This window comes from Nocardia sp. XZ_19_385 (genome assembly GCF_015355755.1).
Lineage (GTDB): Bacteria > Actinomycetota > Actinomycetes > Mycobacteriales > Mycobacteriaceae > Nocardia.
The window spans coordinates 37963-63061 of sequence record NZ_JACVEE010000008.1 but is presented as its reverse complement, the minus strand read 5'-3'; the positions used below and the strand labels follow the sequence as shown (position 1 = coordinate 63061).

The 25099-nt window shown below is 67.0% G+C and carries 24 protein-coding genes; 5 read left to right on the top strand and 19 right to left on the bottom strand.

Annotated elements, in window-relative coordinates; genetic code table 11:
• Nucleotides 1-4: 4 nt before the first annotated feature.
• Nucleotides 5-1426, bottom strand: coding sequence for an SPFH domain-containing protein (locus IBX22_RS36020; RefSeq protein ID WP_194820314.1), 1422 nt, complete (start codon nt 1424-1426; stop codon nt 5-7).
• 51 nt (nt 1427-1477) lie between these two features.
• Nucleotides 1478-2170, bottom strand: a complete 693-nt coding sequence (locus IBX22_RS36015) for a TetR/AcrR family transcriptional regulator (RefSeq protein WP_309234936.1) — start codon at nt 2168-2170, stop codon at nt 1478-1480.
• A 90-nt stretch (nt 2171-2260) separates the two neighbouring features.
• On the opposite strand from IBX22_RS36015, the gene IBX22_RS36010 reads away from it, so the two are divergent.
• Nucleotides 2261-2941 carry an NAD(P)-dependent oxidoreductase gene (locus IBX22_RS36010; RefSeq protein ID WP_194820312.1) on the top strand — a complete coding sequence of 227 codons (681 nt, stop codon included), beginning with the start codon at nt 2261-2263 and terminating at the stop codon, nt 2939-2941.
• A 58-nt stretch (nt 2942-2999) separates the two neighbouring features.
• On the opposite strand, the gene rpsA is transcribed toward IBX22_RS36010, so the two are convergent.
• Complete coding sequence (rpsA, locus tag IBX22_RS36005; protein WP_194820311.1) at nt 3000-4481, bottom strand: 30S ribosomal protein S1; 1482 nt, start codon at nt 4479-4481, stop codon at nt 3000-3002.
• 290 nt (nt 4482-4771) lie between these two features.
• Between rpsA and IBX22_RS36000 the strand changes: the two genes are divergently transcribed.
• Nucleotides 4772-5620: a class I SAM-dependent methyltransferase gene (locus IBX22_RS36000; protein ID WP_194820310.1), complete on the top strand. Its 849-nt coding sequence runs from the start codon at nt 4772-4774 to the stop codon at nt 5618-5620.
• A gap of 13 nt (nt 5621-5633) precedes the next feature.
• Here the strand turns inward: IBX22_RS36000 and IBX22_RS35995 are convergent, their stop codons facing one another.
• From IBX22_RS35995 to IBX22_RS35975, 5 genes are all read right to left on the bottom strand, one after another.
• On the bottom strand, nt 5634-5795 hold the full coding sequence (locus tag IBX22_RS35995) for a toxin-antitoxin system HicB family antitoxin (protein WP_194820309.1): 162 nt from the start codon (nt 5793-5795) through the stop codon (nt 5634-5636).
• Between the two features lie 10 nt (nt 5796-5805).
• On the bottom strand, nt 5806-6687 hold the full coding sequence (locus IBX22_RS35990) for an SPFH domain-containing protein (protein ID WP_194820308.1): 882 nt from the start codon (nt 6685-6687) through the stop codon (nt 5806-5808).
• Between the two features lie 72 nt (nt 6688-6759).
• Nucleotides 6760-7542, bottom strand: a complete 783-nt coding sequence (locus IBX22_RS35985; RefSeq protein ID WP_194820307.1) for a GAF and ANTAR domain-containing protein — start codon at nt 7540-7542, stop codon at nt 6760-6762.
• Nucleotides 7539-8342, bottom strand: a complete 804-nt coding sequence (locus tag IBX22_RS35980) for a GAF and ANTAR domain-containing protein (protein ID WP_194820306.1) — start codon at nt 8340-8342, stop codon at nt 7539-7541. The genes IBX22_RS35985 and IBX22_RS35980 overlap by 4 nt, the downstream gene beginning before the upstream one ends.
• Nucleotides 8343-8700: 358 nt before the next feature.
• Complete coding sequence (locus IBX22_RS35975; RefSeq protein WP_194820305.1) at nt 8701-10056, bottom strand: FAD-binding oxidoreductase; 1356 nt, start codon at nt 10054-10056, stop codon at nt 8701-8703.
• 71 nt (nt 10057-10127) lie between these two features.
• Between IBX22_RS35975 and IBX22_RS35970 the strand changes: the two genes are divergently transcribed.
• Entirely contained in the window at nt 10128-11021 is an 894-nt protein-coding gene (locus tag IBX22_RS35970; RefSeq protein ID WP_194820304.1) for a LysR family transcriptional regulator, read from the top strand.
• A gap of 53 nt (nt 11022-11074) precedes the next feature.
• Here the strand turns inward: IBX22_RS35970 and IBX22_RS35965 are convergent, their stop codons facing one another.
• From IBX22_RS35965 to IBX22_RS35950, 4 genes are all read right to left on the bottom strand, one after another.
• Nucleotides 11075-11827, bottom strand: a complete 753-nt coding sequence (locus IBX22_RS35965; protein ID WP_194820415.1) for an amino acid ABC transporter ATP-binding protein — start codon at nt 11825-11827, stop codon at nt 11075-11077.
• A 47-nt stretch (nt 11828-11874) separates the two neighbouring features.
• On the bottom strand, nt 11875-12831 hold the full coding sequence (locus tag IBX22_RS35960; protein WP_194820303.1) for an amino acid ABC transporter permease: 957 nt from the start codon (nt 12829-12831) through the stop codon (nt 11875-11877).
• A 3-nt stretch (nt 12832-12834) separates the two neighbouring features.
• Complete coding sequence (locus tag IBX22_RS35955) at nt 12835-13749, bottom strand: ABC transporter substrate-binding protein (protein ID WP_375540319.1); 915 nt, start codon at nt 13747-13749, stop codon at nt 12835-12837.
• A 125-nt stretch (nt 13750-13874) separates the two neighbouring features.
• On the bottom strand, nt 13875-14966 hold the full coding sequence (locus tag IBX22_RS35950; RefSeq protein WP_194820302.1) for an isocitrate/isopropylmalate dehydrogenase family protein: 1092 nt from the start codon (nt 14964-14966) through the stop codon (nt 13875-13877).
• A 149-nt stretch (nt 14967-15115) separates the two neighbouring features.
• Here IBX22_RS35950 and trxA point away from each other — a divergent pair, with 149 nt between their 5' ends.
• The gene (trxA, locus tag IBX22_RS35945) at nt 15116-15487 is read left to right on the top strand and encodes a thioredoxin (protein WP_194820301.1); all 372 of its coding nucleotides are present in this window, start codon (nt 15116-15118) and stop codon (nt 15485-15487) included.
• Nucleotides 15488-15545: 58 nt separating this feature from the next.
• On the opposite strand, the gene IBX22_RS35940 is transcribed toward trxA, so the two are convergent.
• The 3 genes from IBX22_RS35940 to IBX22_RS35935 all read right to left on the bottom strand — a co-directional run bounded on the left by IBX22_RS35940 (nt 15546) and on the right by IBX22_RS35935 (nt 17768).
• Nucleotides 15546-15953: a 2-keto-3-deoxygluconate kinase gene (locus tag IBX22_RS35940; protein WP_228540163.1), complete on the bottom strand. Its 408-nt coding sequence runs from the start codon at nt 15951-15953 to the stop codon at nt 15546-15548.
• A gap of 111 nt (nt 15954-16064) precedes the next feature.
• Nucleotides 16065-16199 (bottom strand): hypothetical protein, encoded by a 135-nt coding sequence (locus IBX22_RS38105; protein ID WP_255526605.1) that lies wholly within the window; start codon nt 16197-16199, stop codon nt 16065-16067.
• A gap of 276 nt (nt 16200-16475) precedes the next feature.
• Nucleotides 16476-17768, bottom strand: coding sequence for a DUF3533 domain-containing protein (locus tag IBX22_RS35935; protein ID WP_194820299.1), 1293 nt, complete (start codon nt 17766-17768; stop codon nt 16476-16478).
• 65 nt (nt 17769-17833) lie between these two features.
• Here IBX22_RS35935 and IBX22_RS35930 point away from each other — a divergent pair, with 65 nt between their 5' ends.
• Entirely contained in the window at nt 17834-18430 is a 597-nt protein-coding gene (locus IBX22_RS35930; RefSeq protein ID WP_194820298.1) for a TetR/AcrR family transcriptional regulator, read from the top strand.
• A gap of 160 nt (nt 18431-18590) precedes the next feature.
• On the opposite strand, the gene polA is transcribed toward IBX22_RS35930, so the two are convergent.
• The 4 genes from polA to IBX22_RS37825 all read right to left on the bottom strand — a co-directional run bounded on the left by polA (nt 18591) and on the right by IBX22_RS37825 (nt 24937).
• Nucleotides 18591-21335, bottom strand: a complete 2745-nt coding sequence (polA, locus tag IBX22_RS35925; protein ID WP_194820297.1) for a DNA polymerase I — start codon at nt 21333-21335, stop codon at nt 18591-18593.
• A gap of 56 nt (nt 21336-21391) precedes the next feature.
• Complete coding sequence (locus tag IBX22_RS35920) at nt 21392-22408, bottom strand: neutral zinc metallopeptidase (RefSeq protein WP_194820296.1); 1017 nt, start codon at nt 22406-22408, stop codon at nt 21392-21394.
• An 85-nt stretch (nt 22409-22493) separates the two neighbouring features.
• Nucleotides 22494-24170, bottom strand: a complete 1677-nt coding sequence (locus tag IBX22_RS35915) for a DUF885 family protein (RefSeq protein ID WP_194820295.1) — start codon at nt 24168-24170, stop codon at nt 22494-22496.
• A gap of 71 nt (nt 24171-24241) precedes the next feature.
• The gene (locus tag IBX22_RS37825) at nt 24242-24937 is read right to left on the bottom strand and encodes an ABC transporter ATP-binding protein (RefSeq protein WP_228540177.1); all 696 of its coding nucleotides are present in this window, start codon (nt 24935-24937) and stop codon (nt 24242-24244) included.
• Nucleotides 24938-25099 lie beyond the last annotated feature (162 nt).

Below are 25099 nucleotides of genomic sequence, written 5' to 3'. Positions count from 1 at the left end.
CGAGCTACTGCGGGTCCGGCTTCGGCGGCGCACCATTGAGCTCAGACCCCTTTGCCGCCGACCAGGATTCGACTACTGCGCCGATCTGGGTGAGCAACGCGGAGACCGTCGAGAGGTCTCCGCCGATCTGGTAGGACTTCAACTCCGCCGGTTTGGGCAAGTTCCCGACGATCTCCGGCAGGCCGTCGACCAGTTGCGACTGCAGATTCGCGGCGTTCTGCGTGTTCGCGGTGTCGACCCGGACCCGGTCGCGTTCCAGGGCGAGTAGTTCCCCGTTGTGCTGGGCCTGCGCTTCGGCTGCGGCGCGGGCCAGCTTGGCGTCGAGCTCCTGGCTCTCCAGTTCCTGTCGGCGGCGCAGGTTCTCGACCTGCTGGTCGTGCTGTTCGCGTTCCAGGCGTAGGGCGTGCAGCGCGGTTTCCTGAGCGAGGTCGGCGATCGCTCGCTGGTCGTCGTGTTCGCGGGTGGTCCGGCGCAGCTGTTCGACGGTTTCGCGGTCGAAACGGGCGGCTTCGTTGCGGGCGCGCAGCTCGGCGAGCTCGCGTTCGTTTTCGATGCGGCGTTCCTCGGCGGATCGGTTCGCGGCCGTCTCGCGCGCCGAAATCACCTCCTGCGCGGCGAGTTCGGCGAGCCGGGCGATCTGGTTCTGCTCGCTGCGGTAGGGCTTCTGCAAGTTCTCCCACAGCGTGGACGAACTGACCACCGCTTCCTTGATCTGCACAGTGACGATGCGCAGCCCGAGGCCGCGGTCGCCCGGTCCGTTGCCGGTCGCGTCGGCGGATCCCTCGGCGACCGCCCGCAGGCGCGCGGTGAGCTCTTCGATGATGGGCTGCTTGTCGCTGAGCACATCTCGCACGCCCATCGTGGAGACCTTGTCCTTGATGGCGGCCTCGGCCTGCTCCCGCAGCTGAATATTGACCAGCCGCATGGGATCCTCCGCGTCGGAGAAATCCAGTTTGCGGTACGCGGTGGCGAAATCCTCGATGATCCACTGCACGTACCCCTGCACCAGCACCCCTTGCAGCTCACTGCAAATGCAGTAGGCGTTGATCAGGATGGTCTGCATCGCACCCGGCACCACCAGGTACGAATCGGTGGCCGGATTGAACCCGAACGACACCCCGAGCCCGATATGCATGGGCTCGCTCCGGCCCCGCCGGGTATGCACCACAAAAGCATTCGGCGGCACCAGCACCGTCTGCCACCGCCAGAACCCGGTCACCCGCACCTCGACCGGCCCGGCCCCCTCCCCCTGCGCCGTCGACCCGACCCGATCCGCCCGCTTCGCCAGCGCCCCACGCGGTGCGGGCGCACCCGGCGCCGCCGCCGCAACGGGCACCGGCTTACGGGTCCGCAGATCGTCCTCGAGGGCGGCCGACTGCGCTACGACCTGGTCCAAATACGTGTTCTTGCCCGGATTGCTCCCCATGGCCGCACACTACCCGGCAAACAGCGCGTCCCCCAATGGATTTCAGCGAGCTCAGAGGCTCAGTGAGCGCACCAGATCCAGCATCTCGGTGTGAAAGAGCTTGGCGGGATCCTGCGATTGCGGGCGGAGATGGCCGTAGATCTCGAGGGCGACGAGGCCGTGCATGCGACCCCACATCCGCAGAGCGAGCGCGAGACCCGCCGGGGGCAGATCCGGAAACTCCTCGCGCACATGGTCGGCCAAGCCTTGGTCGAAGTCGGACCACTTCGCGTCACCGATGGTCTGGGACTTCGCGGCGCGCGGCCAAGCCGCGGACGCCAAGCCCACCAGGCCGTTGCAGGCACGCATCTCCGCCGTGCGGGCGGGGCCGCCGGGCGGTGGTTGGTAGCCGAGGACCGGATCGCCGTAGATCAGGCGGAAACCGGCCGGGTTCTCGATGGCCCATTCCCGCACCGTGGTGCCCCAGGCGATGATCCGGGCCGCCGGATCGCTCTCGGGAATGGCATCGCGTGCGGCTTCCACGCGGTCGACCAGCGCGGTGTAGACGTCGGAAATCAGGGTGGTGATCAGCTCGTCGCGGGTGGCGAAGTAGCCGTAGAGCGCACCGGCGGTCACGCCCATTTCACGCGCGATGGCGCGCAAAGTCACTGCGTCGGGGCCACTTTCGGCCAGCAGACGCAGGGCGATCGCCTTGATCTCCGCCGTCGCTTCGACCCGGAGACGTTCCCGTCGACTCTGTACCACGGTTGACACTCTACAGCGTTTCGCTACTATCAGCCGTGCAAATACTGAACGCCGTGTAGTAAATGAACCGCATGCAGATTTAGGAGCATCATGAAGATCGGAGTGTTCGGCGCGACCGGGGTCATCGGGGCCCGGGTGGTGGCCGAGGCCCAACGCCGCGAGCATCAGGTCACCGCGTTCGCGCGGGATTCGGCACGCTTTCCCGCCGCACCGGACGGTGCGGACTGGCAGGTGGCCGACTGGCTCGACACCGACAGCATCGCCACCGCGATCAGCGGGCTGGATGTGGTGATCAGCGCGGTGAACGCGGGCCACGGCATCGACGACACCATCGCCAAGGCCGAGAATTTCGTGCTCGGTGCACAGGCGATGGTCCGCGCACTGGAACAGCACCCGGAGACCCGGCTCATCGCCGTCGGCGGCGGAGGCAGCCTGGAGGTCGCGCCGGGGCTCCAATTGGTCGACACCGGACCGGAATTCACCGAGATCCTCACCGACGTGCTCGGCGTGCCCGCCGAATACCGCACGGTGGTGCTCGCGCTGCGCGACGCGTTGAACGTCTACCGGCTGTCGAACCGCAACTGGGCCTACCTGAGCCCGTCCTCGGGCCGCATCGATCCCGGCACCCGCACCGGCCGGTACCGCATCGGCGGTGACCAGATGCTGCCGGGCGAAGCGGATATCTCGGCCGAGGATCTCGCGGTCGCACTAATCGACGAGGCGGAGCGCCCGCGCTATCTCCAGCGGCGCTTCACCGTCGCCGCCGCTTAGAAAAGCCCGAAGGCCCCGATCCATTGGATCGGGGCCTTCGAGTTATTGCCTATGCGAATCAGGCGTTGCCGGAGAGCTTCTCCCGCAGAGCCGCCAGCTGCGCGTCGCTGGCCAGCGAACCGCCGGTCGACTCGGTCGAGCTGGAGGAGGACGAGGAAGACGCAGCCTGCGAACCGCTCTCGGAGGAGTAGTTGCCGGCGGTGGTGCCGTTGGCAGCCTCGGCAGCCGCGTCGGCCGCCATCTTCTCCATCTGAGCGGTGTGCATCTTGTGGCGACGCTCCGCCTCGGCGTAGCGGCCTTCCCACTCTTCCCGGACCTTGTCCGAACCCTCGAGCCACTCGTTGGTGTCGGGATCGAAGCCCTCGGGGAAGATGTAGTTGCCCTGATCGTCGTAGCTGTCGGCCATGCCGTACTTCGACGGGTCGAACTCGGCGTGGTAATCCTCGTTCGCCTGCTTCAGCGACAGCGAGATCCGGCGACGCTCCAGGTCGATGTCGATGACCTTGACCATCGCGTCGTCGCCGACGGCGACAACCTGGTCCGGGACCTCCACGTGGCGCTCGGCCAGCTCGGAGATGTGCACCAGGCCCTCGATGCCCTCTTCGACGCGCACGAAGGCGCCGAACGGAACCAGCTTGGTGACCTTGCCCGGGACGATCTGGCCGATCGCGTGGGTGCGGGCGAACTGACGCCACGGATCTTCCTGAGTCGCCTTGAGCGACAGGGAGACACGCTCGCGGTCCAGGTCGACGTCGAGAACCTCGACGGTGACCTCGGTGCCGACCTCGACAACCTCGGACGGGTGGTCGATGTGCTTCCAGGACAGCTCGGAGACGTGCACCAGGCCGTCGACGCCACCCAGGTCCACGAAGGCACCGAAGTTGACGATGGAGGACACGACGCCCTTGCGGACCTGGCCCTTCTGCAGCTGGTGCAGGAACTCGCTGCGGACCTCGGACTGGGTCTGCTCGAGCCATGCGCGGCGGGACAGAACCACGTTGTTGCGGTTCTTGTCCAGCTCGATGATCTTGGCCTCGATCTCCTTGCCGACGTACGGCTGGAGATCGCGGACGCGACGCATCTCGACGAGCGAGGCGGGGAGGAAGCCACGGAGGCCGATGTCGAGGATCAGGCCGCCCTTGACGACCTCGATGACGGTGCCCTTGACGGCCTCGTCCTTCTCCTTGAGCTCCTCGATGGTGCCCCACGCACGTTCGTACTGTGCCCGCTTCTTCGACAGGATCAGACGACCCTCTTTGTCCTCCTTGGTGAGGACGAGAGCCTCGACCTCATCACCCACGGAAACGACCTCGTTCGGGTCGACATCGTGTTTGATGGAGAGCTCGCGGGAGGGGATGACGCCTTCGGTCTTGTAACCGATGTCGAGCAGGACCTCGTCGCGGTCGACCTTGACGATGGTTCCTTCGACGATGTCGCCGTCGTTGAAGTACTTGATCGTGGCGTCGATGGCGGCGAGGAAATCCTCGGCAGAGCCGATGTCATTGACGGCTACCTGCGGCGAGGTGACGGTGGTGGGCATATGTCGGTTTGCTCCGGACGGATTGTGGTCGGTTGCGGACATTGGAACTTTCGGTACGCTGCGTTCTCACCGCGACGATGCGACGACGGACACAAAGGAACGTACCGCAAACCCCACTCGTGAAACTCAGCACGGGTCCTGTCGTTACTCAGTACTCTGTAACCGTCGATGGATCGTTACTTCCGGACGGATACACAGCAAGGAACAAGGAACTCGCGACGTTCAGCGTACGCGACCTTGATGGGCGCGGGCAAACCGGTCCGCACGCCACGCCGCGATATGGTGACGGCGTGTCGGAAGATCGCCATGCGCAAGCAAATGCACTGCTAGGAACCACCGGGACGACGCGTACCCGAATCGGCTCGGCCGACAGTCAGCGAGCCAGCCGCCGATGGTGGGACGCCGACGCCGACCAGTATCACCAGACGCACGCCGACTTCCTGGGTGTGGACTCCCCCGGCGGCGAGTTCGTCTGGTGCCCGGAGGGGTTACACGAAGGTGACATGCACCTGCTCGGTGACATCGTCGGTAAGCGGATCCTGGAGATCGGCTGCGGCTCGGCGCCGTGCTCACGCTGGCTGGCCGGCCACGGCGCGCACCCGGTCGGCTTGGACATCTCCGGCAAGATGCTCGAGCGCGGCCTGGCCGCCATGGCCGCGGGTGGCCCCCGGGTCCCGCTGGTCCAGGCGGGCGCCGAAGCCCTGCCTTTCGCCGACGCCTCCTTCGACCTGGCCTGCTCGGCCTTCGGCGCGGTCCCGTTCGTCGCCGACTCCGCCCAGGTGATGCGCGAGGTCGCCCGGGTATTGCAGCCGGGCGGGCGCTGGGTCTTCTCGGTCAACCACCCGATCCGCTGGATCTTCCCCGACGATCCGGGCCCCGCCGGCCTCACCGCCGCCATCCCCTATTTCGACCGCACCCCCTATGTAGAGGTCGACTCCGACGGCGACCCGACCTACGTCGAACACCACCGCACCATCGGCGACCGCGTCCGCGAGATCGTCGCCGCCGGCCTGCTCGTCATCGACATCATCGAACCCGACTGGCCGGAATGGCTGAACCGCGAATGGGGCCAGTGGAGTCCGCTGCGCGGCGAACTCTTCCCCGGCACCGCCATCTTCGTCACCGAAAAGCCGGCCTGAAGGCCAGGCCGGCTTATTTCTGTTTCGGGTCGCGCCCGGCCTCTTTCAAGGCCCGGCGGAGCGCGTATTCGATTTGGGCGTTGATGCTGCGGAGGTCGTCGGCCGCCCACTTGGCCAGGGCTTCGTGGACGGCCGGGTCGAGCCGCAGCAAGAGCTTCTTGCGTTCGGCGGGCATGAGCCGACCTCTAGTTGTAGAGGGTGCCGGTGTTGACGACGGGCTGAATGGCTCGGTCGCTGCAGAGCACCACCAGCAGGTTGGAAACCATTGCAGCCCTTCGTTCCTCGTCGAGTTCGACCAAGCCCTGCTCGGCGAGGCGATCCAGGGCGAGGCCGACCATGCCGACGGCGCCCTCGACGATGCGAGTGCGGGCGGCGACGACCTGGTTGGCCTGCTGGCGGACCAGCATGGCCTGGGCGATCTCCGGGGCGTAGGCGAGGTGGGTGATGCGGGCTTCCAAGACCTCGATGCCCGCCAGCTCGGTGCGCTCACGCAGCTCGATGGTGAGCTCCTCGGCGACCTCGGCGCCGTCGCGCAGGCTGGTGCGCTCGTCGTCGTGGGCGTCGTAGGGGTGGGTGGTGGCGAGGTGGCGGACGGCGGCCTCGGACTGGGTCTCGACGTACTCCTCGTAATCGTCGACCGCGAAGGCGGCCTTGAAGCTGTCGAAGACGCGGTACACGACCACGGCGGCGATCTCGACGGGGTTGCCGTCGGCGTCGTTGACCTTCAGCTTCTGGGTCTCGAAGTTACGCACGCGCAGCGAGATGCTCTTGCGGTCGGTGAGCGGAATCGTCGAGTAGAAGCCGGGTTCGCTGATCGAGCCGACGTAGCGGCCGAAGAACTGCACCACCTTGGCTTCGTTCGGGTTCACGATGGTGAGCCCGGTGGCCAGCAGCAACAGCACGACGACCACGACGCAGGCCGCGATCGCCGCGATCAGGGCGGGGACGTTCTCGTCCTTGGCCGCGATGAAGCCGAACACGGCCACACCGCCGAAGAAGAGGGTGAGCACCAACCAGCCCAACAGCACGAGGAAGCCGTTGACGTGGAAAGCGGGCCTGAGTTTCATGACATCCTCCGAGTATCAAAGTGATATCACTAAGATAGCACGGATTGCCCGCTCGAATACAGCCTCGGACATTCAGAGATCGATATGGCGCGGTGGCGCGAGCTCCGGCGGCTCGTGCAGCGCACCGGAGACCGCCGGATCGACCGGCGAAACATGTAGTGCGGCAATGATTTCGCGCGCGTGCGCGGTGGGGGTGCGCCCATGGGTGCGAGCCAGCCGCAGCAGACGATCCCGAGCCTGCTCGACATCCAGCTGGAAATATTCGGCGAGAACGCCCACCGCGAACGAGATCACCGTGGTGCCTCGCAGGACCGCGTCCACGTTGTCGGAGGTGCTGGCCCGGCGGCTCTCGATCGGGCCGGACGACAAGGCGATCGCCACCAGGTCGGCCAGGGTCTGACCGAAATCGTTGGGCCGCAACGTACCCCAGGCGTTGTCGGTGTGTACCACCAGCGCGCCGAGCGGCAGGCCGAACGCCGTCACCGGGAACGCGCGGACCCCGCGCAGCCCGGCGGCCATCGCCCGCTGCCGATACGAAGCCCACCGGGGATTCTTCTCCGCCACGATGTCGCCGATCATGGTGACGGTGCCGTCGCGGGCGCTACTCAGGCCGGGCCCGGCGTTGTGCAACAACGGATCTGCCGAAATGCCGTGCCGCAGCGCCTCCGCGACGAGATGGACCGCGGGGTGACTCCCGCCATGGCGGTCAAGCAGCACGACGACCGCGGAGTACGCGTCGAATCCGTCCCGGGCATGCCTGGCAACCGACTGAAGGAGCGTCGGCACATCGAAATCGGTGGTCAGCGTCGCAGTCAGCTCCGCCACCGCCAGCCGCGTTCGTGCGGTATTCGTCATCCATGCCCCTCGATGTCGCGCTGGTCCCGCAAGGACAACCGCCGAGCGACGATATCGGCCGCCACTTCGGTGATCGGGCGCCCCTGCGCATAGGTGTAGGCACGCAACCGGTCCAGGCCCTGCTCGGCCGAGACTCCGAGCTGCACCGCGGCCATGCCGGAGGCCACGTACACCTCGGAGCGGGAGAACTCCCCCAGCTCCCCCAGGCTCGGATCCTGGAATCCGCTGCGCTCCAAGGCGGATTCGACGCCGCCCGCGGCGACCACCCGCTCTTGCCAATTCGTTTGCAGAGCCTTCCCGATGGCAAGCGCGCACCCGGCTGCCGAGTGCTCCGCACCCTCGGCGAGCGCACCGACGGTCTTGCTGTACAGCTCGAGCACTCCGATCGGCCGGCGCGCACCGGGTACCGGGAAAGCGAACGTCGCCCGCACCCCGAGGTTCAGCATTTCCGGCGTCAGGGCCGGCCAGCGCTCGGCCGCTGGGCCGGCACCCAATTCCGGCCATATTTCAGCGCGGTTGTCCCGGTAGGCGGTCAGGCACGGTCCTTCACCGACGACGAACTGCAACTCGTCGAGTTGCTGGGCCACCGCGTCGGTGGCGTAGACCAATTCCCGGGTCGAGGTATCGGAGGTCAGCACCGCGACCGCGGCCCCGTCGGCACCGGTCAACCGCACCGCAGCGGCGCACAGTGTGCTGATGCCGATGAACAGCGACGTCTCCGGAATGCGCCGGAAATCCGCTTCGGGAAAGCGGTCGCGCCCGCCCGGAGGGCCGGCGCGACCGTTCGATGAGTCGTCCACTGTGCACACCCCTCTCGAATCGAGGGCAGCGCCGCGCGAATCCGTATGTGCAACTCCGCCGTTGTTCTCACCGTACCGCCGGGACGCCCCCGGTAACAGCCGCCGACCGGTGCCGAGCGCGTCGGCGGAACCTCGGCTAGAGCCGCCCGGATGTAGCCAGTCGGCACGCTTCGATATAGCCGCGAACCAGCGGACTGTTGTCGTCTCGACGCCAGGCGAGAGCGAGTTCGCTCGAGGCCAGGCCGCGGACTTCGCGGCACCCAGCCTGGCGACCCGGCCAAGGCGACGGCCGCGATCCGGACGGCGCTCGAGGCGGCGAACACGCCGCTGCGCCTGCCCGGGGGCGGCAGTCCGGAATTCAGATCGGCCGGATATTTCGGTTGAAGCGGAACATGTTGTGCGGGTCGTACTCGCGCTTGAGTTCGGCGAGACGGGCGTAGGTGTCCGGTGCGTACCCGGCGCGAGTCTGGACTTCGTCCGCGGCGGCAGCAGCGCCGTAGAGGAAGTTCAGGCTATGGCCGATCGTCCACGGCCCCAGCGCGGTTCGGATCTTCGTGAGACTCTCCGGCGATGCGATGCCGTCACTCATTGCGATGGCCCGGACGACATAGGCCGCCTCACGATGATCCACCGCGGATCCGTTCGGGCTGGGCTTGCCGAGTTCGCCGCCGAGGTGCCGGATGTCGAGTACTGCCTGCACCGGTCCACCGGGTCCGGCCACGGAAAGCAAGGCGGACAATGTGTCCGGGGTCAGCTCGCCCAGCATGGCGTTGGTGGCGGCGTAGCCGTGCGGGTGGTCCGGGTCGCTGTGGATGGTGTGCGATTCGGTGTACGGCATCTCGCGCAGGTCGTCCTTCAACCGGTCCCCTACCGCGCGCAGCGGGGCAACCAGGCGCTCCCCCTCTTCGCGAGAACCGTTGAACGCCACCCGGATCGATGCCACGAACCGGCCTCGCATCGGCTCCGGCACCTGCGGGATATCCGGGAAGGCGAGCATCGCGATGGTCGAGGTGAGCTGATCGGGCATCGTGGCGGTCCACTCCCGCCAGGCCCGAAGCGCCGGTTCGACCAGCGGAGTGTCGAACATCAACTGCCCGCCGTACACGGTGGTTACCGGCACCAGATCTAGTTCCAATGCGGTCACCACACCGAAGTTGCTGCCGGTACCGAGGACCGCGCCGAAGAACTCGTCACCGGGAGTCAGGGTGCGCATCCGGCCGTCGGCGGTGACCAGTTCGATCCGCCGGACATGGTCCGCGGCATAGCCGAATTCCCGTGCCAGCAGCCCGATTCCACCACCGAGGGTGTATCCGACCACACCGACCGACGGCGAGGAGCCGTTCAGTGGCGCGAGCCCGTGCTCGGCGGCGGCCCGGATCAGATCACCGGCCTGAACACCCGCGGCGACACGCGCGGTCCGAGTCTCGGGATCGATGCGGATATCGGTCATCCGGCGGGTACTGATCAGCACGCCGCCGCCATCGGCGGGAACGGACAGCCCGTGCCCGGTGGCCTGCACCGCGACCGGAAGGCCCTGGCGCGCGGCGTATTCCACCGCAGCCCGCACGTCCTCGGCGTGCCGGGCGGCGACCACCACGGCGGGCCGGTGCGTGTAGGCGGTCTGGAAGCCCGCGATCTCCTCGTCGTACCCGGCCTCGCCGAGCCGGAAGATCACACCGGCCTTGGAGTCGATGAACTGCTTTGCGTTTCCCATGCCTTCGACCTTGCTCCGCCCAGAGCAAGAAGTACAACAGATAGTTTTTATCGTAGCTAGAATCATCAGTTATGGAACTGCGTCAGCTCCGTTACTTCGTCACCGTCGTGGAGGAAGCCAACTTCACCCGTGCCGCAGCGCGCCTGCATCTCGCCCAGCCGGGGCTGAGCGCACAAATCCGGCAGCTGGAACGGGAGCTCGGCCAGCCGCTGCTGGAGCGCGGGGCCCGGTCGGTCACGCTCACGCCCGTCGGCGCGGCGGTACTCCCGCACGCCCGCGCCGCTCTGGCAGCGGTCGAACAGGTCACCGACACCGTCGACGAATTCACCGGCCTGCTGCGCGGGCAGGTCCGCCTCGGCTTCGTCTCCGGTATCGCGGGTGAGAATTTCGATCTGGCCGCGGTGCTGGCGGCCTTCCACTCCGACCACCCCCAGGTCGGAATCAGCCTGAGCGAACACACCTCCGAGGAAATGCTCGACGCACTGCGGCACGGCGATCTCGATATCGCGCTGATCGGCCTGACCGGCACCGCGCTCGACGCGACCTTCGGCGTCGATATCGTGCTGGATACCGCGGTCGTCGCCGCCGTCGCGCCGGACAGCGAGCCGTCCCGTACCCGAATCACCTTGGCGGAGCTGGCCGAACGCCGGTTGATCTGCCTGCCCCGCGGTACGGGCCTACGCGGCGTCCTCGAACACGCGTGCGCCGCAGCCGGACTCGAACCCGAGGTAGCCTTCGAGGCCGCCAATCCCGGTGTCCTGCTGCAACTCGCCTCCCATGGGCTCGGCACGGCCGTGGTTCCCGCGCTCACGGCGCAAGAAGCAGCCGAATTCGGTGTCCACACACTAGAAATCACCGACCCGCAGCTGCGCGGTCAGCTGGCCCTGGTCTGGCGACGCGACCGCCCCGGCAACCCGGCGACGAAAGTCCTACTGGGTCAACTGCGTATCGCACTCACCCCATAAACGAGTGTGGACCGGCCCCAGGGACCGGTCCACACTGTCGATCAGAGCAGTGACTACAGCAACCGCGATAGGAACGACTTGGTGCGTTCGTGCTTCGGGTCCGCCAAAAGCTCACGCGGCACACCGGATTCGACCACCACACCGGCGTCCATGAACACCAGCTGGTCGGCGACCTCGCGGGCGAAGCCCATCTCATGGGTCACCACGACCATGGTCATGCCGTCGGCGGCGAGCTCCCGCATCACCTGCAGCACCTCACCGACGAGCTCCGGGTCCAGCGCCGAGGTGGGCTCGTCGAACAGCATCAGCTTCGGATCCATGGCCAGCGCTCGGGCGATGGCGACCCGCTGCTGCTGGCCGCCGGAGAGCTGTGCCGGATAGGCATTCGCCTTGTCCGCCATGCCGACCCGGTCCAGCAGTTCCTTCGCTTTGACGATCGCGTCGGCCTTCTTGACCTTCTTCACCTGAGTCGGCGCTTCGACGATGTTCTCCAGCGCCGTGCGGTGCGGGAACAGGTTGAAGTGCTGGAACACCATGCCGATGTCGCGGCGCTGCTTGGCGGCGTCGCGCGGGTGCAGCTCGTAGAGCTTGTCACCCTTCTGGCGGTAGCCGACCAGCTCGCCGTCGACGTAGAGCCGGCCGGCGTTCACCTGCTCCAGGTGGTTGATGCAGCGCAGGAAGGTGGACTTGCCCGAGCCCGAGGGCCCGATCAGGCACAGCACCTCACCACGGCCCACTTCGAGCGTGATGCCCTTGAGCACCTGCAGCGCACCGAAGTTCTTGCACACCCGATCGGCGACGATCATGGGCAGCCGGGCGGTCGTCTCGACCTTGTCGATCTTGGAAAGGTCTGTCATTTCGCCTTCTCCACCGGGCCCTGGGCATCGGCCAGTTCCTGCAACTGCTTGGCGGTCAACTGCCGGGAGATCCCGCGCGAGTAGTACCGCTCCAGGTAGAACTGCCCGACCATCAGCACACTGGTGATCGCCAGATACCAAGCCGCGGTGACCAGCAGCAACGGTACCGGCTGGGCGTTGACACTGGAGATGTCGCGGGCCCGGCCGTAGAGGTCGGTGGTCAGCGGCAGCGCGGTGACCAGCGAGGTGGTCTTCAGCATGCCGATGAGTTCGTTGCCGGTAGGCGGGATGATCACCCGCATCGCCTGGGGCAGCACGGTCCGGCGCATGGTCTGGGTCCAGGACATGCCGAGCGCGACCGAGGCCTCCCGCTGTCCTTCACCGACGGAATTGATTCCGGCCCGGACGATCTCGGCCATGTACGCGGCCTCGTTCAAGCCGAGGCCGATGACCGCGAACAGGAACGCGGCCTGCAACTCCTGCACATTGAAGTCCACGAACGACGGCCCGAACGGCACGCCGAGGACGATGTGCTTGTACAGCGAGGGGAACAGGCCCCAGAACACCAGCTGCACGTAGACCGGGGTGCCGCGGAAGATCCAGAGATACACCCAGGCAACCGAGCGCAGCACCGGATTCGGCGACAGCCGCATCACCGCGAGCACGATGCCCAGCGCGATGGCCAGCGCCATCGACAGCACCGTCAGTTCCAGGGTGACCAGCGCGCCGTCGAGGATGCGCTTATCGAAGAGGTACTTCCCGAAGGTGGACCACTTGTATTCCTCTTTGGTGGCGGCGCCGTAGAGGAACAGTCCGAGCAGAACGAGAATGAGGGCCGCGGCGATCCAGCGGCCCGGCCGGCGCAGCGGAACCGCTTTGATCGGTTCCGGCTCGGCTGAGCCCCCACCGTGCCCGGGATCGCCGGGCACGGTGTCGGTATTCGGGTCGGACATCGATCAGCCCACGGCTCCGTTGATACCGGCCTTGGTGATCGCGCCTTCCTGGACACCCCAGTTCTCGCAGATCTTCTTGTACTGGCCGTTATCGATCAGGTGCTGCAGCGCCTTCTGCAGAACGCCCGCCAGCGGCGAGCCCTTGGCCACAGCCCAGCCGTAAGGCTGCGACTCGAAAACCGGGCCGGCTTCCTCGATCTTGCCTTCGCTCTGCTTGATCGCGTACGCGGTGACGGGCGAGTCGGCGGACATGCCGTCGACCTGGCCGAGGATCAGCGCGTTGGTCGCGGCGCTCTGCTCGTCGAAAGCCTTGATGTCGATCGGGGCCTTGCCGTCGGCGACGCACTTGGCGCTCTTGGCGGGCACTTCCTCGGTGTGCTCATACGTGGTGGCCTGCACCGCGACTCGCTTACCGCAGGCATTGTCCGGGTCGATCGCCTTACCCTTCGGCTGCGCCCACTGGACACCGGCGATGAAGTAGTTGGCGAAGTCGACCTGCTGCTCGCGTTCCTTCGTATCGGTGATCGAGGACATGCCGAGGTCGTAGGTGCCGGCCTGGGTCGCGGGGATGATCTTGTCGAAGGCGGACTCGACGTAGTCGGCCTTCACGCCCAGCACGCTGGCCACGGCGTCCATCAGGTCGACGTCGAAGCCGACGATCTTGTCGCCGTCTTTCCACTCGTTGGGCTGGTAGGGGATGTTGACCCCGACTACGAGCTTGCCGGAGGACTTGATCTTGTCAGGGAGCGTCGACGCGATCGAGTCGACCTTCTCCACCTTTTCCTTCGAGACCGCAGGTCCGGTCTCTTCGGTATTCGAACAACCCGTCAGGATCAGTGCGCCACCGGTGAGTACGCACATCACCTCCAACGCGCGCCTGCCAAGCACGGTACGAACAGACACAGCAGCCCTCCACATTTCGGATACGTGAAACCCGGGTTTTACCACCCGTTTGGCAATCTAAGCGACCGAGACGCTTCGTGCTGGCAAGAAACGGAAGATTAACCCCGCCCTGTGCAGAACTCATCCAGACAGGCAATCGACTACCGGCGGTGGACCCTAGCACAAATCTGCTCGGTGAATTCGCTGGTGGAGGCGATGCCGCCGAGATCGGCCGTGGCGATCCCGGCCTCGAAGGTCGCTGCCACCGCGTGCTCGATCCGTTCACCCGCGTGCACCAGGGCGGACTCGTTGTCGCGGGTACCCAGCCAATTCAGCAACATCGCAGCAGACAGTTGGAGTGCGACCGGGTTGGCTCGGTTGTGCCCGGCCAGGCTCGGCGCGGCGCCGTGCACAGCCTGCGCCATGGCGCGGGTGGCCGAGCAATTCAGCGAGGCCGCCATGCCTAGCGAGCCGCTGAGCTCGCCCGCGAGATCGGAAAGGATGTCGCCGAAGAGGTTTTCGGTGACCACGACGTCGAACTCGGCCGGCGCGCGGACCAGATGCGCGGCCATGGCGTCGACATGTTCGTCCCCGACCTGGACGCCGGGATAGGAGTGCGCAATCTCATAGCAGACATCGCGGAACAGGCCCATGGTCATCGGCAGCACGTTGGCCTTGTGCACGATCGTGACCTTCTTGCGGCGCACCGAGGCCAGGCGGAACGCTTCGTGGGCGATGAGCTCGCAGGCGCGCCGGGTGACGACGCCGACCGCCATCGCGACGTCCGGAGTCGGACGGAACTCGCCGGATCCGGCGAACATATTGCGGTCGGCGTAGAAGCCTTCGCTGTTCTCCCGGACGATCACCAGATCGATGTCGGGGGCCGTGGCGCGGACGCCTTGGAAGGCACGGGCGGGCCGGATGTTGGCGTAGAGCCCGAAGTGCTTGCGAATCGCGCCGCCCGGGGCGACGCCGCGGCGATGTTCGGCAGCGTAGGAAGCGTTGTCGTGCGGGCCGAGAATCCAGGCGTCGAGACCTTCGAGGGTCTGCAGCGTCTGCTCCGGGAGTGGGTCACCGAATTCCTCGATGGCGCGGTGGCCCATCAGCAGCGGCACCCAGTCGACGGGCGGCGCGCCGGCCGCGGACAGGGCCTCGTCCACCACCTGCCGGGTGGCCCGCACGACCTCGGGTCCGATGCCGTCACCGTCGATCAGGCCTAGTCGTAGCCGTTCCTTCGCTCTGCTCACGGCCATATCCTCCCGCCCACCGGGCCCGGGTCGGCCCACCGGGCTCCGGACACGCCGAGCGAGGTTGCACCCCGCCCGCACTGGGTAATCGGCGCGGGGAAGATAGAGCCCGCGCCGGGCGTTACAGCTGGCGACAAACTAGACGAGAGGACGTCATGGCCACCCAGACGCTGACGCAGCAGAACTTCGATGAGGTAGTCACCGGAAACGACGTGGTACTCGTCGACTTCTGGGCCGACTGGTGCGGACCGTGCAAGCAATTCGCACCGACCTTCGAGGCTTCCTCGGAGAAGTACCCCGATGTCGTGCACGGCAAGGTCGACACCGAGGCCGAGCAGGGGCTCGCGGCCGCCGCGAACATCCGCTCGATCCCCACGATCATGGCGTTCCGCGAGGGCGTGCTCGTCTTCGCGCAGCCGGGCGCGCTGCCGCCGGCCGCGCTGGAGGACCTCGTCACCCAGATCAAGGACCTGGACATGGACGAGGTGCGCAAGCAGCTGGCCGAGCAGCAGGCGACGGCGGAGTAGGACGACCCAGCAGCGGGCCGTTCACCATTCGTGGTGAACGGCCCGCTTGCCGCGTGGGTTACGAGCCGAGCCGGTTGACGCCGGAAATCATTGCGCGAGCAGTGGATTCGGCGCTGCCATCCGCGAGTGCCGCGCCCCAGCCGCGTCGTCCGTTGAACTCGCACTGCACGAAAGTGGCGGTGCCGAGCTCGGTGCGGCGCTGATGGAACTGCAGGATCTCCACCGGGTAGCCCTCGTCGTAGAGCGCCGAGGTGAGCGCCGCCACCGGGCTGCCGATGGCGGCGACCGAGCGCAGATGATCGGCGAACTCCAGCGTCGCGGTGAAGGCGGCCAGGCGCCCGCCGGTCGCGGCCCAGTCGCTGATCCGGATCGGGCCGTCGTGGCCGCAGTACCGGTCGTAGAACTGTTCCGGCGTCAGGCCGGCACATTCGGCGCGCAAGCCCTTGGGCGCGGCGGAGATGAACATGTGCGTATCAAAAGTCAATGTGGTCATTGCGATTCAGGTCTTCCCGAAGAATGTCGGTGGAGGGGACCAGCTTCAACAATCAACAGCCCGCAGCGAGGGGGCCGGTCCGAATCAGACCCCGCTACGGCGGGGTACTACGAGAAGTCGCGCCTGCGCCACCATCGCGGTGAGCGGGAGCACAGCACTGAGTGCGTCGCGGGTCGCGACGGTCAGCACGATGCTGTGGCGGCAGGCGGGATTCGGCACGCGATCGAGAATAGGCATAACGAGGCGTATTAGCAAGCATATTCCGCAGTGGAATTCGCTACTCATGAGTATCATCCGCGCAGGTAGTCGCGACGAAGCCTCGCTGTCGCTCGGCTTTCGTCCCGCCTACTGAGTTCGGATGGGCACCGGGGGCGCTTCGCTTCCCCGGTGCCGCACTGCTTCGGGCTTGCCTCGCTTCGCTCGGCGTTCACCCTGAGGTGCTGAGGACTTGGTGGGGGGCGGGTGCTACGTGGGCCTCCGCTGGCCCCGCTCTGGTCAGGAAGCTAGTGCTGGTGTGCGGGTTGCGTTCGGCGAGGTGGGGGCGTCGGTTGTGCGGTGCAAGCCGCGGTGGTCGTAGGCGAAAGTTGCTGCGACGCCGAGGGTTGCGCCGACTGCCAGGCCGATCATGGTCATCCAGATGCCTTGGGCGAGGCCGGCTTCGGCGCGGCCGTCGAAGAGGAGGATGGCGCGGACGGCCAGGTAGATCTGGTGCATGGGCTCGAAGCGGGCCAGGGCGGCGATGTAGGTGGGGACGGCTTCCAGGGGGACGGTGGCGGCTGAGGACGGGAGGCCGAGGACTATGAAGAGGACGAGGTTGATCATCAGGCCTGCGGTGCCGAAGGTCGCCAGGACCGACAGGGCAGTAAAGCCGACGGCGATGATGGCGAGGGTGCCGTAGAGCCAGAGCAGCAGGGGGCTGGTCACGGGGATGCCCAAAAGCTTTGCGGTGCCGAGGAATACGGCCGACAGGATGGGGGCGGCGGCGCCGATGACCGCCCATTTGATGAGCAGGGTGCGCAGGCGGCTGGTGCCGGTGGCGGGTGGATGGACGAACCAGGGGCCGTATTCGGTGGGGGTGAAACCGAGGACGGAGTCGATGAGGGTGTGGATGATCATGGCGCCGGTGAAGCCGGCCAGCAGTAGGATCAGGGTGTAGAAGAAGGCGACCAGGCCTTGGCCCGCGCCGTCGGGCATGGGGCGGAACGGGACGTCGACGATGCGGATCGGGTCGGCGATGGCCAGGCGGGCCGCGCCGCTGATCTGGGCGGATCCCTCCGGACCCACGGTGGCGTGTACGCGGTCTGCGAGATTCTTGCCGACGGTCTGCTGCACCTGCGCCAGGGCGCGGTCGGCGATGCGCGACATGATGCCGGCGGTATAGGGGCCGATGCGCGGGTTGCTCTGCACCGTGATGACCGGGCGCTCGATGTCACCGGGGATCACGGACGCGGCGCCGAGAATGGCCAGCCGCTTGGTGAAGTCGGAGGGGATGACGATCGCGCCGTAGACCTGACCGTTCTCCAATTGCGCTCGGGCGCTGGCGATTCCGACGACGCGCAGATCGACCTTGTCGGCCGGGATGCCCGCGACCAACGCATCGGTGATCTGGGCGCCGATGTTGGTCGGCGTGCCGTCGATCGTGTCGCCGAGATCCTGGTTGACGAGCGCGATCGGGAAGTCGTGCAGGTTCTTTTCCGTATTGCTGGCGTAGCCGAGGTACATGGTGGCGAGGAGCGCCGCGAACACCGTCAGGAGCGCGACCGGGGCGGTGAAGGTCCGAACCGTCATGCAGTCGAATGTAGGCAGTGCCTACAAAGTAGTCAACGCCTACATGTTGTTATCCTGCACTCACCATGACCGCAATCCGCGCACGCTCGTATCACCACGGCGACCTCCGCGCCGAGCTGCTGCAGCGCGCGGAGGCCACGCTGCGCGAATCCGGCGTCGACGGACTGTCGCTGCGTCAACTGGCGCGCGACACCGGGGTCAGTCACGGCGCACCCACCCGCCACTTCCGCGACAAGCAGGCGCTGCTCGACGCACTCGCCGTCGCCGGCTTCGAGCGCCTCGGCGCCGACTTCGAAAACCTCACCCCCACAACGTCATCCACCGACACGATCCACACCATGGCCCGCACCTACCTGCGCTTCGCCACCGAAAACTCAGCCCTGCTGGCGCTGATGTTTGCCCGCCGCCACAGCCCCGTAGCCGGCGACGTCATGTCCCAGGCCGTAGACCGCGCCTTCGCCATCCCCGTCACCCTGATCGCCGAGGCCCAAGCCCGCGGCGAAATCATTCCCGGCGACCCCCGCCGCATCGCCCTCACCGCAGTAGCCGCCCTGCAGGGCCTGGCCACCTTCCTCGCCTCCGGCCTCGTCGCCCCCGAAGCCGCCGACGAATGGCTCGAGGACCTCGTCGACCACGTAATGCTCGGCCTGCAACCCCGCTGAACGAGAGCCATCGAGGGGAGTCATATCGGGGCCGACACACCGAACACCAGCCCCGATATCACTCCCGTCGATCACCGAAACCGACGCGACCGCAAGGGAACCCGCCGAATGGCGGCACCACCTGGCGTGGCGGCCGCCGTTTCCGAACGGGTCTCGCGCGTCAGTGTGCCGCGGAATCCCAGCTGCGGCCGGTGCCGACCGAGACGTCCAGTGGCACAGACAGGTTGATGGCCGAGGCCATGTGTTCGCGGGCGAGGGATTCCAGGGCTTCCCGCTCGCCGTCGGCGACCTCGAAGACGAGTTCGTCGTGGATTTGCAGGAGCATGCGGGACTGGAGGCCCGCGGCCTGGATCGCCTTGTTCACGTTGATCATCGCCACCTTGATGATGTCGGCGGCGGTGCCCTGGATGGGGGCGTTGAGGGCCATGCGTTCGGCGGCTTCGCGGCGTTGGCGGTTGCTGGAATCCAGGTCGGGCAGGTAGCGGCGGCGGCCGAAGAGGGTCTCGGTGTAGCCGACCTTGCGGGCCTGGTCGACGACGTCCTGCAGGTAGTCGCGGATGCCGCCGAAGCGCTCGAAGTAGACGTCCATCTGCTCCTTGGCCTCCTGCGTGCTGATCTTCAGCTGCGCGGACAGGCCGAAAGCGCTCAGGCCGTAGGCGAGACCGTAGGACATTGCCTTGATGCGGCGGCGCATCTCCGGATGCACTTCCGAGAGCGGGATGTCGAAGGCCTTCGAGGCGACGAAGGTGTGCAGATCCTCGCCGGAGTTGAAGGCCTCGATCAGGCCCTCGTCACCGGAAAGATGCGCCATGATGCGCATTTCGATCTGGCTGTAGTCGGCGGTCATCAGCTCCGTGTAACCGGGGCCGACGACGAAGGTGTCGCGGATCTGGCGGCCGGTGTCGGTGCGGATGGGGATGTTCTGCAGGTTCGGCTCGGTGGAGGACAGCCGGCCGGTGGCGGCGATGGTCTGGTTGAACGTGGTGTGGATGCGCCCGTCCTCGGCGACCGACTTGAGCAGGCCGTCGACGGTGACCTTCAGCCGCGTCGCGTCGCGATGCTCGAGCAGGTGCTGCAGGAACGGGTGCTCGGTCTTCTCGAACAGCGATTCCAGCGCGTCGGCGTCGGTGGTGTAGCCGGTCTTGGTGCGCTTGGTCTTCGGCATGTCGAGCTCGTCGAACAGCACCACCTGCAGCTGCTTCGGCGAGCCCAGGTTGATCTGCTTGCCGATCACCTCGTAGGCGGCGTTGGCTGCCTCGCTGACCTTGTCGGCGAACTGGCGCTGCAGCGTCTCCAGCTGGTCGACGTCGACGGCGATACCCGCATCCTCCAGGCGGCCCAGCACACCCAGCAGCGGCAGCTCCATATCGTCGAGCAGCGCTACGGATTCGATCTGCTGGAGTTCGATATCGAGCGCCGCGGCGAGATCGAGCACCGCGCGGGCCCGCAGCATTTCGGTCTGCGCGGTCTCGGCGTCGACGGTGTCGGCGTCGTCGAGCAGCGAGAGCTGTTGCGTGTCATCGGTTTCGGCGCGCAACTCGCGGCGCAGGTAACGCAGCGAGAGGTCGTCGAGGTTGAAGCTGCGCTGGCCGGGGCGGACCAGGTAGGCGGCCAGGGCGGTGTCGCTGGTGAGCCCGCCGAGGGTCCAGCCGCGCCCGCGCAGCATGTGCATGGCGGATTTGGCCTCGTGCAGCGCCTTGGGCACCGCCGGGTCGGCGAGCCAGGCGCCCAGGGCCGCTTCGTCTTCCGGGGTGAGCACGGTGACGTCGATGTAGCCGCTCTCGTCGTCGGCGGCCGCGATGGCAAGGGCCTTCACATCACCGTTGCCGGGGATGCCGCTGCCGACAATGGAAACACCGTGGCGCACACCGGCTCCGGCGTGCTCGGCGAGCCAGGACGCGACGCCGCCGATTTCCAGGGCGCCACCACTGATCTCGAAGCCCGACTCGGCTTCCGGCTCCTTGGGCGCGAGCGTCTCGAACAGCCGGTCGCGCAGCACCCGGAATTCCAGGTCGTCGAAGAGCTGGTGGATCTTGTTGCGGTCCCACGGCTGCTGGGCCAGCTGATCGGGGGTGTAGGGCAGCGGGACGTCGCGGACCATCTCGGTGAGCTGGCGGTTGAGCACCACGCTGGACAGGTTGGCGCGCAAGGCGTCACCGACCTTGCCCTTCACCTCGTCGACCTTCTCCACCAAGGTGTTCAGATCCCCGTACTCGCGGATCCACTTGGCGGCGGTCTTCTCCCCCACCCCGGGGATGCCGGGCAGGTTGTCGCTCGGGTCGCCGCGCAGCGCCGCGTAATCCGGGTACTGGGCCGGGGTGAGGCCGTACTTCGTCATCACCTCGTCGGGGGTGAAGCGGGTGAGATCCGAGACGCCCTTGCGCGGGTACAGCACGGTGACATCGTCATTGACCAATTGGATGGCGTCGCGGTCGCCGGAGACGATGAGCACGCGGAAACCCTGCGCGGTGGCCTGGGTGGTGAGCGTGGCGATCAAATCGTCGGCTTCGAAACCATCGATCGCCATCACCGGAATGCCCATCGCGCCCAGCACGTCTTTGGTGAGCTCGACCTGCCCGCGGAACTCGTCCGGCGTCTGGCTGCGGTTGGCCTTGTACTCCGGATACGCCTCGGAGCGGAAGGTCTTGCGGGACACGTCGAACGCCGCCGCCACATGGCTGGGCTTCTCGTCGCGCAACAGGTTGATCAGCATCGCGGTGAAGCCGTACACCGCGTTGGTGGTCTGCCCGGTGACGGTTTTGAAGTTCTCCGCGGGCAGCGCGAAGAACGCGCGATAGGCCACGGAATGGCCATCCAGCAACAGCAGCGTCGGCCGCTCCCCCGGCGCTTCGACGGAGGTACTGGAGCCTGAACTCGGACGCTGATCGGTGGTCGCTGGAGTCACGTGTCAGAGTCTATTGAGACCCACCGACAAGTCCACGGCAGGGCGGGAATCACTGCTCACGCCACATAGGGCGCGGCCGAATACCAGGTGTTGCACTCGGCCGTATCGCCCAGATCGGCGCCCCATTTCCACCAGCCCCACACGTTGAAGTCGGTGCCGTGCAGCCGCGCGTACCCCGGACGATCACCGGCGACCCGGGTGACCCGCACCGCCTCGTCCCAGGTCTGCTGATCCAGATCAGCGCGGCCGTAGTTTCTGCCGAGGAACATCCCGGCGAAGCACGCGGCCTGCAGGTCCAGCCGGCGGCTCTGCTCCTGGCCCGGGCCGGAGTCCCAGCCGAGGCCGGTGCGTTTGTCCAGATAGGCGCGCATGACGCCGATCAGCGATTGGATGTGGTGCCCGTATTCGTGGGCCAGCGCGGCCAGCTGGGCGCCGCGCCGGGATCCGGTGGTCACCGAGCGCAAGCCGTCGAAGGGCAGGATGATCGTCTCGTCGAGGGTGCAGTAGAAGGATTCGGCGGTGTCACCCTCCTCCTGGCCGCACGGGCTGCTGCGGGTCCCGGCCTGCGCGGGCACGGCCACCCGCGGCGAGCGGAACGGCAGCCCCGCACCGCGCAGCGTCGGCTCCCACGCGGCGTCCAGGCAGTCGATGGCGGCAACGTAGAACGCGCGGGCCGACTCGGCGTCCGCGCCCCACCCCGGCAGCGTGCAGTCGACCTTCGTCAACCCGACATGCTGGGCGAACAACGGGTGATCGGCCAGCGCGTACACCTGCCGGCTGGAGGGGAATTGCGCCGCGCCCGATAGTCGCACCGGATCCACCGGCGCGGCGGAGTAGCCGGCCGGTTTCGCGGGATCCGAAGGGGCGCCGGTGAATCCGGGACCGAAAGCGAGCCCGGCGCCCATCGCGATCGCACCGGCCCGGTCGGCCGGACGGGGTGCGCCCGCGGGCCATCCCGCGGCCACGACGAAACCGACCATGGCGATGATGGCGATCGCGCCGCAAATCGCGGTGACCGGGAGCCCGCGCCCACTGTTTCGGGGCGGCTGGCGAGATGTCAACGGCTGGTTCATGTTTCCCCCTGACCAAGGTCCGTCGACGCCCTTCTATGGAAGCCGACGGCGCGGGGGCCTGCAACTCGGGCAGGCCCTCCGCGGGTCACAGTGTGGCAACGAGTTCCCGTAGCACCGGCAGACTGACCGAACCGGAGCCGAGCACGACGTCGTGGAAAGCTTTGATATCGAACGCGTTTCCGAGTTTCCGTTCGACTTCCGCACGCCGGGAGCGAATTTCGATCTGCCCCGTCTTGTACGCGACGGCTTGACCGGGCATCGCGATATAGCGATCGACCTCCATGCGAATGTGGTTCTCGCCCACCGGCGCATTGGCGATCATGAAGTCGACGGCCTGCTGCCGGGTCCAGCCCATGGCATGGATACCGGTGTCGACGACCAACCGGCAGGAACGCCACGAATCCCCGGCCAGCATGCCGAGTCGGCCCAGATCGTCGGCGTACAAACCCATTTCGTCGGCCAGCCGTTCGGCGTACAGCGCCCAGCCTTCTACGAACGCGGTGTTGGCGAAGGACTGGCGCTGGAAGCGCGGCAGATGGTCGAGTTCGTTGGCGATGGCCAGCTGCAGGTGATGCCCCGGAATGGCCTCGTGATAGGCCACCGAGGCGGTTTCGTAGCGCAGCTGCTCGGTCGGCTGGTGCCGGTTGACGAAGTAGGTGCCGGGGCGGGAGTTGTCGGCCGGCGGCGGAAAGTAATAGGCGGTGGCGGAATCCGCCTCCAGGAATTCCGGTACCGGCACGATGTCGCAGGAGGCCTGGGGCAGCCGCCCGAACCAGTTCTTCATCTCCGCGGTGGCCACGGTCAGCGCGCTGCGTGCGTCGGTCATGATTTCGTCGCCGTCGCGGTAGCGCAGTTCCCGGTCCTCGCGCAGCCGGTGGAAGATCTCCGCGAGGTCGGAGGTGCCGAACTGGCGCGCCCCGAGCTCCGCGTATTCCGCACGCAGCGACTCCAATTCGGCCAGCCCGGTGCGGTGGATCTCTTCGGCTCCCAGATCGGGCAGCGTGGTGTGCTCGCGCAGCAACCGGGTGTAGATGTCGGCGCCATCGTCGCCGAGCCAGCAGAGTCCGGCCCGCTCGTCCGGCCGCGCCACCGGCAGCAGTTCCTCGGCGAGCGCCGCGCGGTAGCGACGGAAGGCCGGGCGGATGACTTCGGCTGCCACCTGCGCCAATTCGGCGCGCCAGGCTTCCTCGCCGTCCCAGTCCGGCGGGCCGTCGAGGGTGACGAACGCGTCGCCGGTGAGATCGGAGTCCAGGTAGCCGTCGAGCTGATTCAGCGACCGCTCGATGGTGATCTTCGCCGGTGCGCGCCCCGCGGCCAAGCCGGCGCGGAAGCGTTCGACCGCCTGTTCCAGCAGGGTGCCGATCTGGCGGTGCCGCTGCACCAGCGCCGTGGCGTGCTCGGGTTTCGGCGCGCTGATCTGCGGGGCCATGGTCAGCAGCTCCGCGTGCACGCCCATCATCTGATCGGAGGCCATTTCCAATGGCCGCCAGGACAAATGGTCGATCGCGCCGGTGAGCTCGGCGTGCAGCAGGCTGCGGGTGGTGCGGTCCTGTGCGCTCAGCCCGCCCGGGTCCAGGGCGTCGACCTGCTCCAGTAGTTCGCGGCAGGTCCCGAGCAGCCGTGCTTCGGCTTCGGCGGACAGGTCTTCGATTCGGTCGTCGAAGCGGTGGTCGCCCAGCAGCGTCGCGGCGGTGGGCGACGCTTCGAGCTTGCTGTCCCAATACTGATCGGCCAGGTTGATCAACTCTTCGTGGGAGTTCATGGGCCCATCATGCCAAGACAGCAGCGGCGGCACACCGGAAACCCGATGTGCCGCCGTTGCTTTGGCTGAGCTTAACCAACACCCAGGTAGGCCGACTTCACCGCCGAGTCGACGAGCAGATCCCCGCCGGTGCCCGACTTGGTGACCTCACCGGTCTCCAGGATGTAGGCGCGGTCGCTGCGCACCAGCGCCTGCTGCGCGTTCTGCTCCACCATCAGCACGGTGGTGCCCTGCCGGTTGATCTCGCTGATGATCTTGAAGATCTGCTGGATCACCATGGGCGCCAGCCCCATCGACGGCTCGTCGAGCAGCAGCAGCCGCGGCCGCGCCATCAGGGACCGGCCTATGGCCAGCATCTGCTGCTCACCACCGGAGAGCGTGCCGCCGACCTGCTTACGGCGTTCGGACAGGCGCGGGAAGAGTTCGAACACCCAGTCCAGTGTCTGTTCGTACTCCGCCTTCACCTTGAAAGGCCTGCCGTAGCAACCCATGTCGAGGTTTTCCTGCACCGTCATGCCGGGGAACACACCGCGGCCCTCCGGCGCCTGGATGAGCCCGTCGGTCACCCGCTCGTGCGCTTTCACGCCGGTGATGTCGCGGCCCTCGAACAGGATCTTGCCGCGGGTCAGCGGCAGCAGACCCGACAGCGCCCGCATGGTGGTCGTCTTGCCGGCACCGTTGGCGCCGAGCAGGGTGACCAGCTCGCCTTCGGCCACCTTCAGCGAAATCCCGTGCAGCGCCTGGATTCTGCCGTAGTTGACGACCATGTCCTGGACTTCCAGCAGCACCGGGGCGTCGCTGAAATCGCGGTCCGGCTCGGCCGCCCGATCCTTGGTGAACGACACCTTGTCGGGCCCGCGGCCCGGCTCGGGAATCGGCAGCACCTGAGTCGGCGGATCGGCCATATCCGTTGCGGCAACCTCGGATTC

What these genes read in the sequence shown, in the direction of transcription:
- IBX22_RS35975 (WP_194820305.1), bottom strand. Translation starts at nt 10,056, where the DNA reads ATGGGAAACGCAAAGCAGTTCATCGACTCCAAGGCCGGTGTGATCTTC.
- IBX22_RS35985 (WP_194820307.1), bottom strand. Translation starts at nt 7,542, where the DNA reads ATGACGAATACCGCACGAACGCGGCTGGCGGTGGCGGAGCTGACTGCG.
- IBX22_RS35915 (WP_194820295.1), bottom strand. Translation starts at nt 24,170, where the DNA reads ATGAACTCCCACGAAGAGTTGATCAACCTGGCCGATCAGTATTGGGAC.
- IBX22_RS35920 (WP_194820296.1), bottom strand. Translation starts at nt 22,408, where the DNA reads ATGAACCAGCCGTTGACATCTCGCCAGCCGCCCCGAAACAGTGGGCGC.
- trxA (WP_194820301.1), top strand. Translation starts at nt 15,116, where the DNA reads ATGGCCACCCAGACGCTGACGCAGCAGAACTTCGATGAGGTAGTCACC.
- IBX22_RS36020 (WP_194820314.1), bottom strand. Translation starts at nt 1,426, where the DNA reads ATGGGGAGCAATCCGGGCAAGAACACGTATTTGGACCAGGTCGTAGCG.
- IBX22_RS35955 (WP_375540319.1), bottom strand. Translation starts at nt 13,749, where the DNA reads ATGTGGAGGGCTGCTGTGTCTGTTCGTACCGTGCTTGGCAGGCGCGCG.
- IBX22_RS35950 (WP_194820302.1), bottom strand. Translation starts at nt 14,966, where the DNA reads ATGGCCGTGAGCAGAGCGAAGGAACGGCTACGACTAGGCCTGATCGAC.
- rpsA (WP_194820311.1), bottom strand. Translation starts at nt 4,481, where the DNA reads ATGCCCACCACCGTCACCTCGCCGCAGGTAGCCGTCAATGACATCGGC.
- IBX22_RS35960 (WP_194820303.1), bottom strand. Translation starts at nt 12,831, where the DNA reads ATGTCCGACCCGAATACCGACACCGTGCCCGGCGATCCCGGGCACGGT.
- IBX22_RS35990 (WP_194820308.1), bottom strand. Translation starts at nt 6,687, where the DNA reads ATGAAACTCAGGCCCGCTTTCCACGTCAACGGCTTCCTCGTGCTGTTG.
- IBX22_RS36010 (WP_194820312.1), top strand. Translation starts at nt 2,261, where the DNA reads ATGAAGATCGGAGTGTTCGGCGCGACCGGGGTCATCGGGGCCCGGGTG.
- IBX22_RS35965 (WP_194820415.1), bottom strand. Translation starts at nt 11,827, where the DNA reads ATGATCGTCGCCGATCGGGTGTGCAAGAACTTCGGTGCGCTGCAGGTG.
- IBX22_RS37825 (WP_228540177.1), bottom strand. Translation starts at nt 24,937, where the DNA reads ATGGTCGTCAACTACGGCAGAATCCAGGCGCTGCACGGGATTTCGCTG.
- IBX22_RS35930 (WP_194820298.1), top strand. Translation starts at nt 17,834, where the DNA reads ATGACCGCAATCCGCGCACGCTCGTATCACCACGGCGACCTCCGCGCC.
- IBX22_RS35935 (WP_194820299.1), bottom strand. Translation starts at nt 17,768, where the DNA reads ATGACGGTTCGGACCTTCACCGCCCCGGTCGCGCTCCTGACGGTGTTC.
- IBX22_RS35995 (WP_194820309.1), bottom strand. Translation starts at nt 5,795, where the DNA reads ATGCCCGCCGAACGCAAGAAGCTCTTGCTGCGGCTCGACCCGGCCGTC.
- IBX22_RS35940 (WP_228540163.1), bottom strand. Translation starts at nt 15,953, where the DNA reads ATGTTCATCTCCGCCGCGCCCAAGGGCTTGCGCGCCGAATGTGCCGGC.
- IBX22_RS35970 (WP_194820304.1), top strand. Translation starts at nt 10,128, where the DNA reads ATGGAACTGCGTCAGCTCCGTTACTTCGTCACCGTCGTGGAGGAAGCC.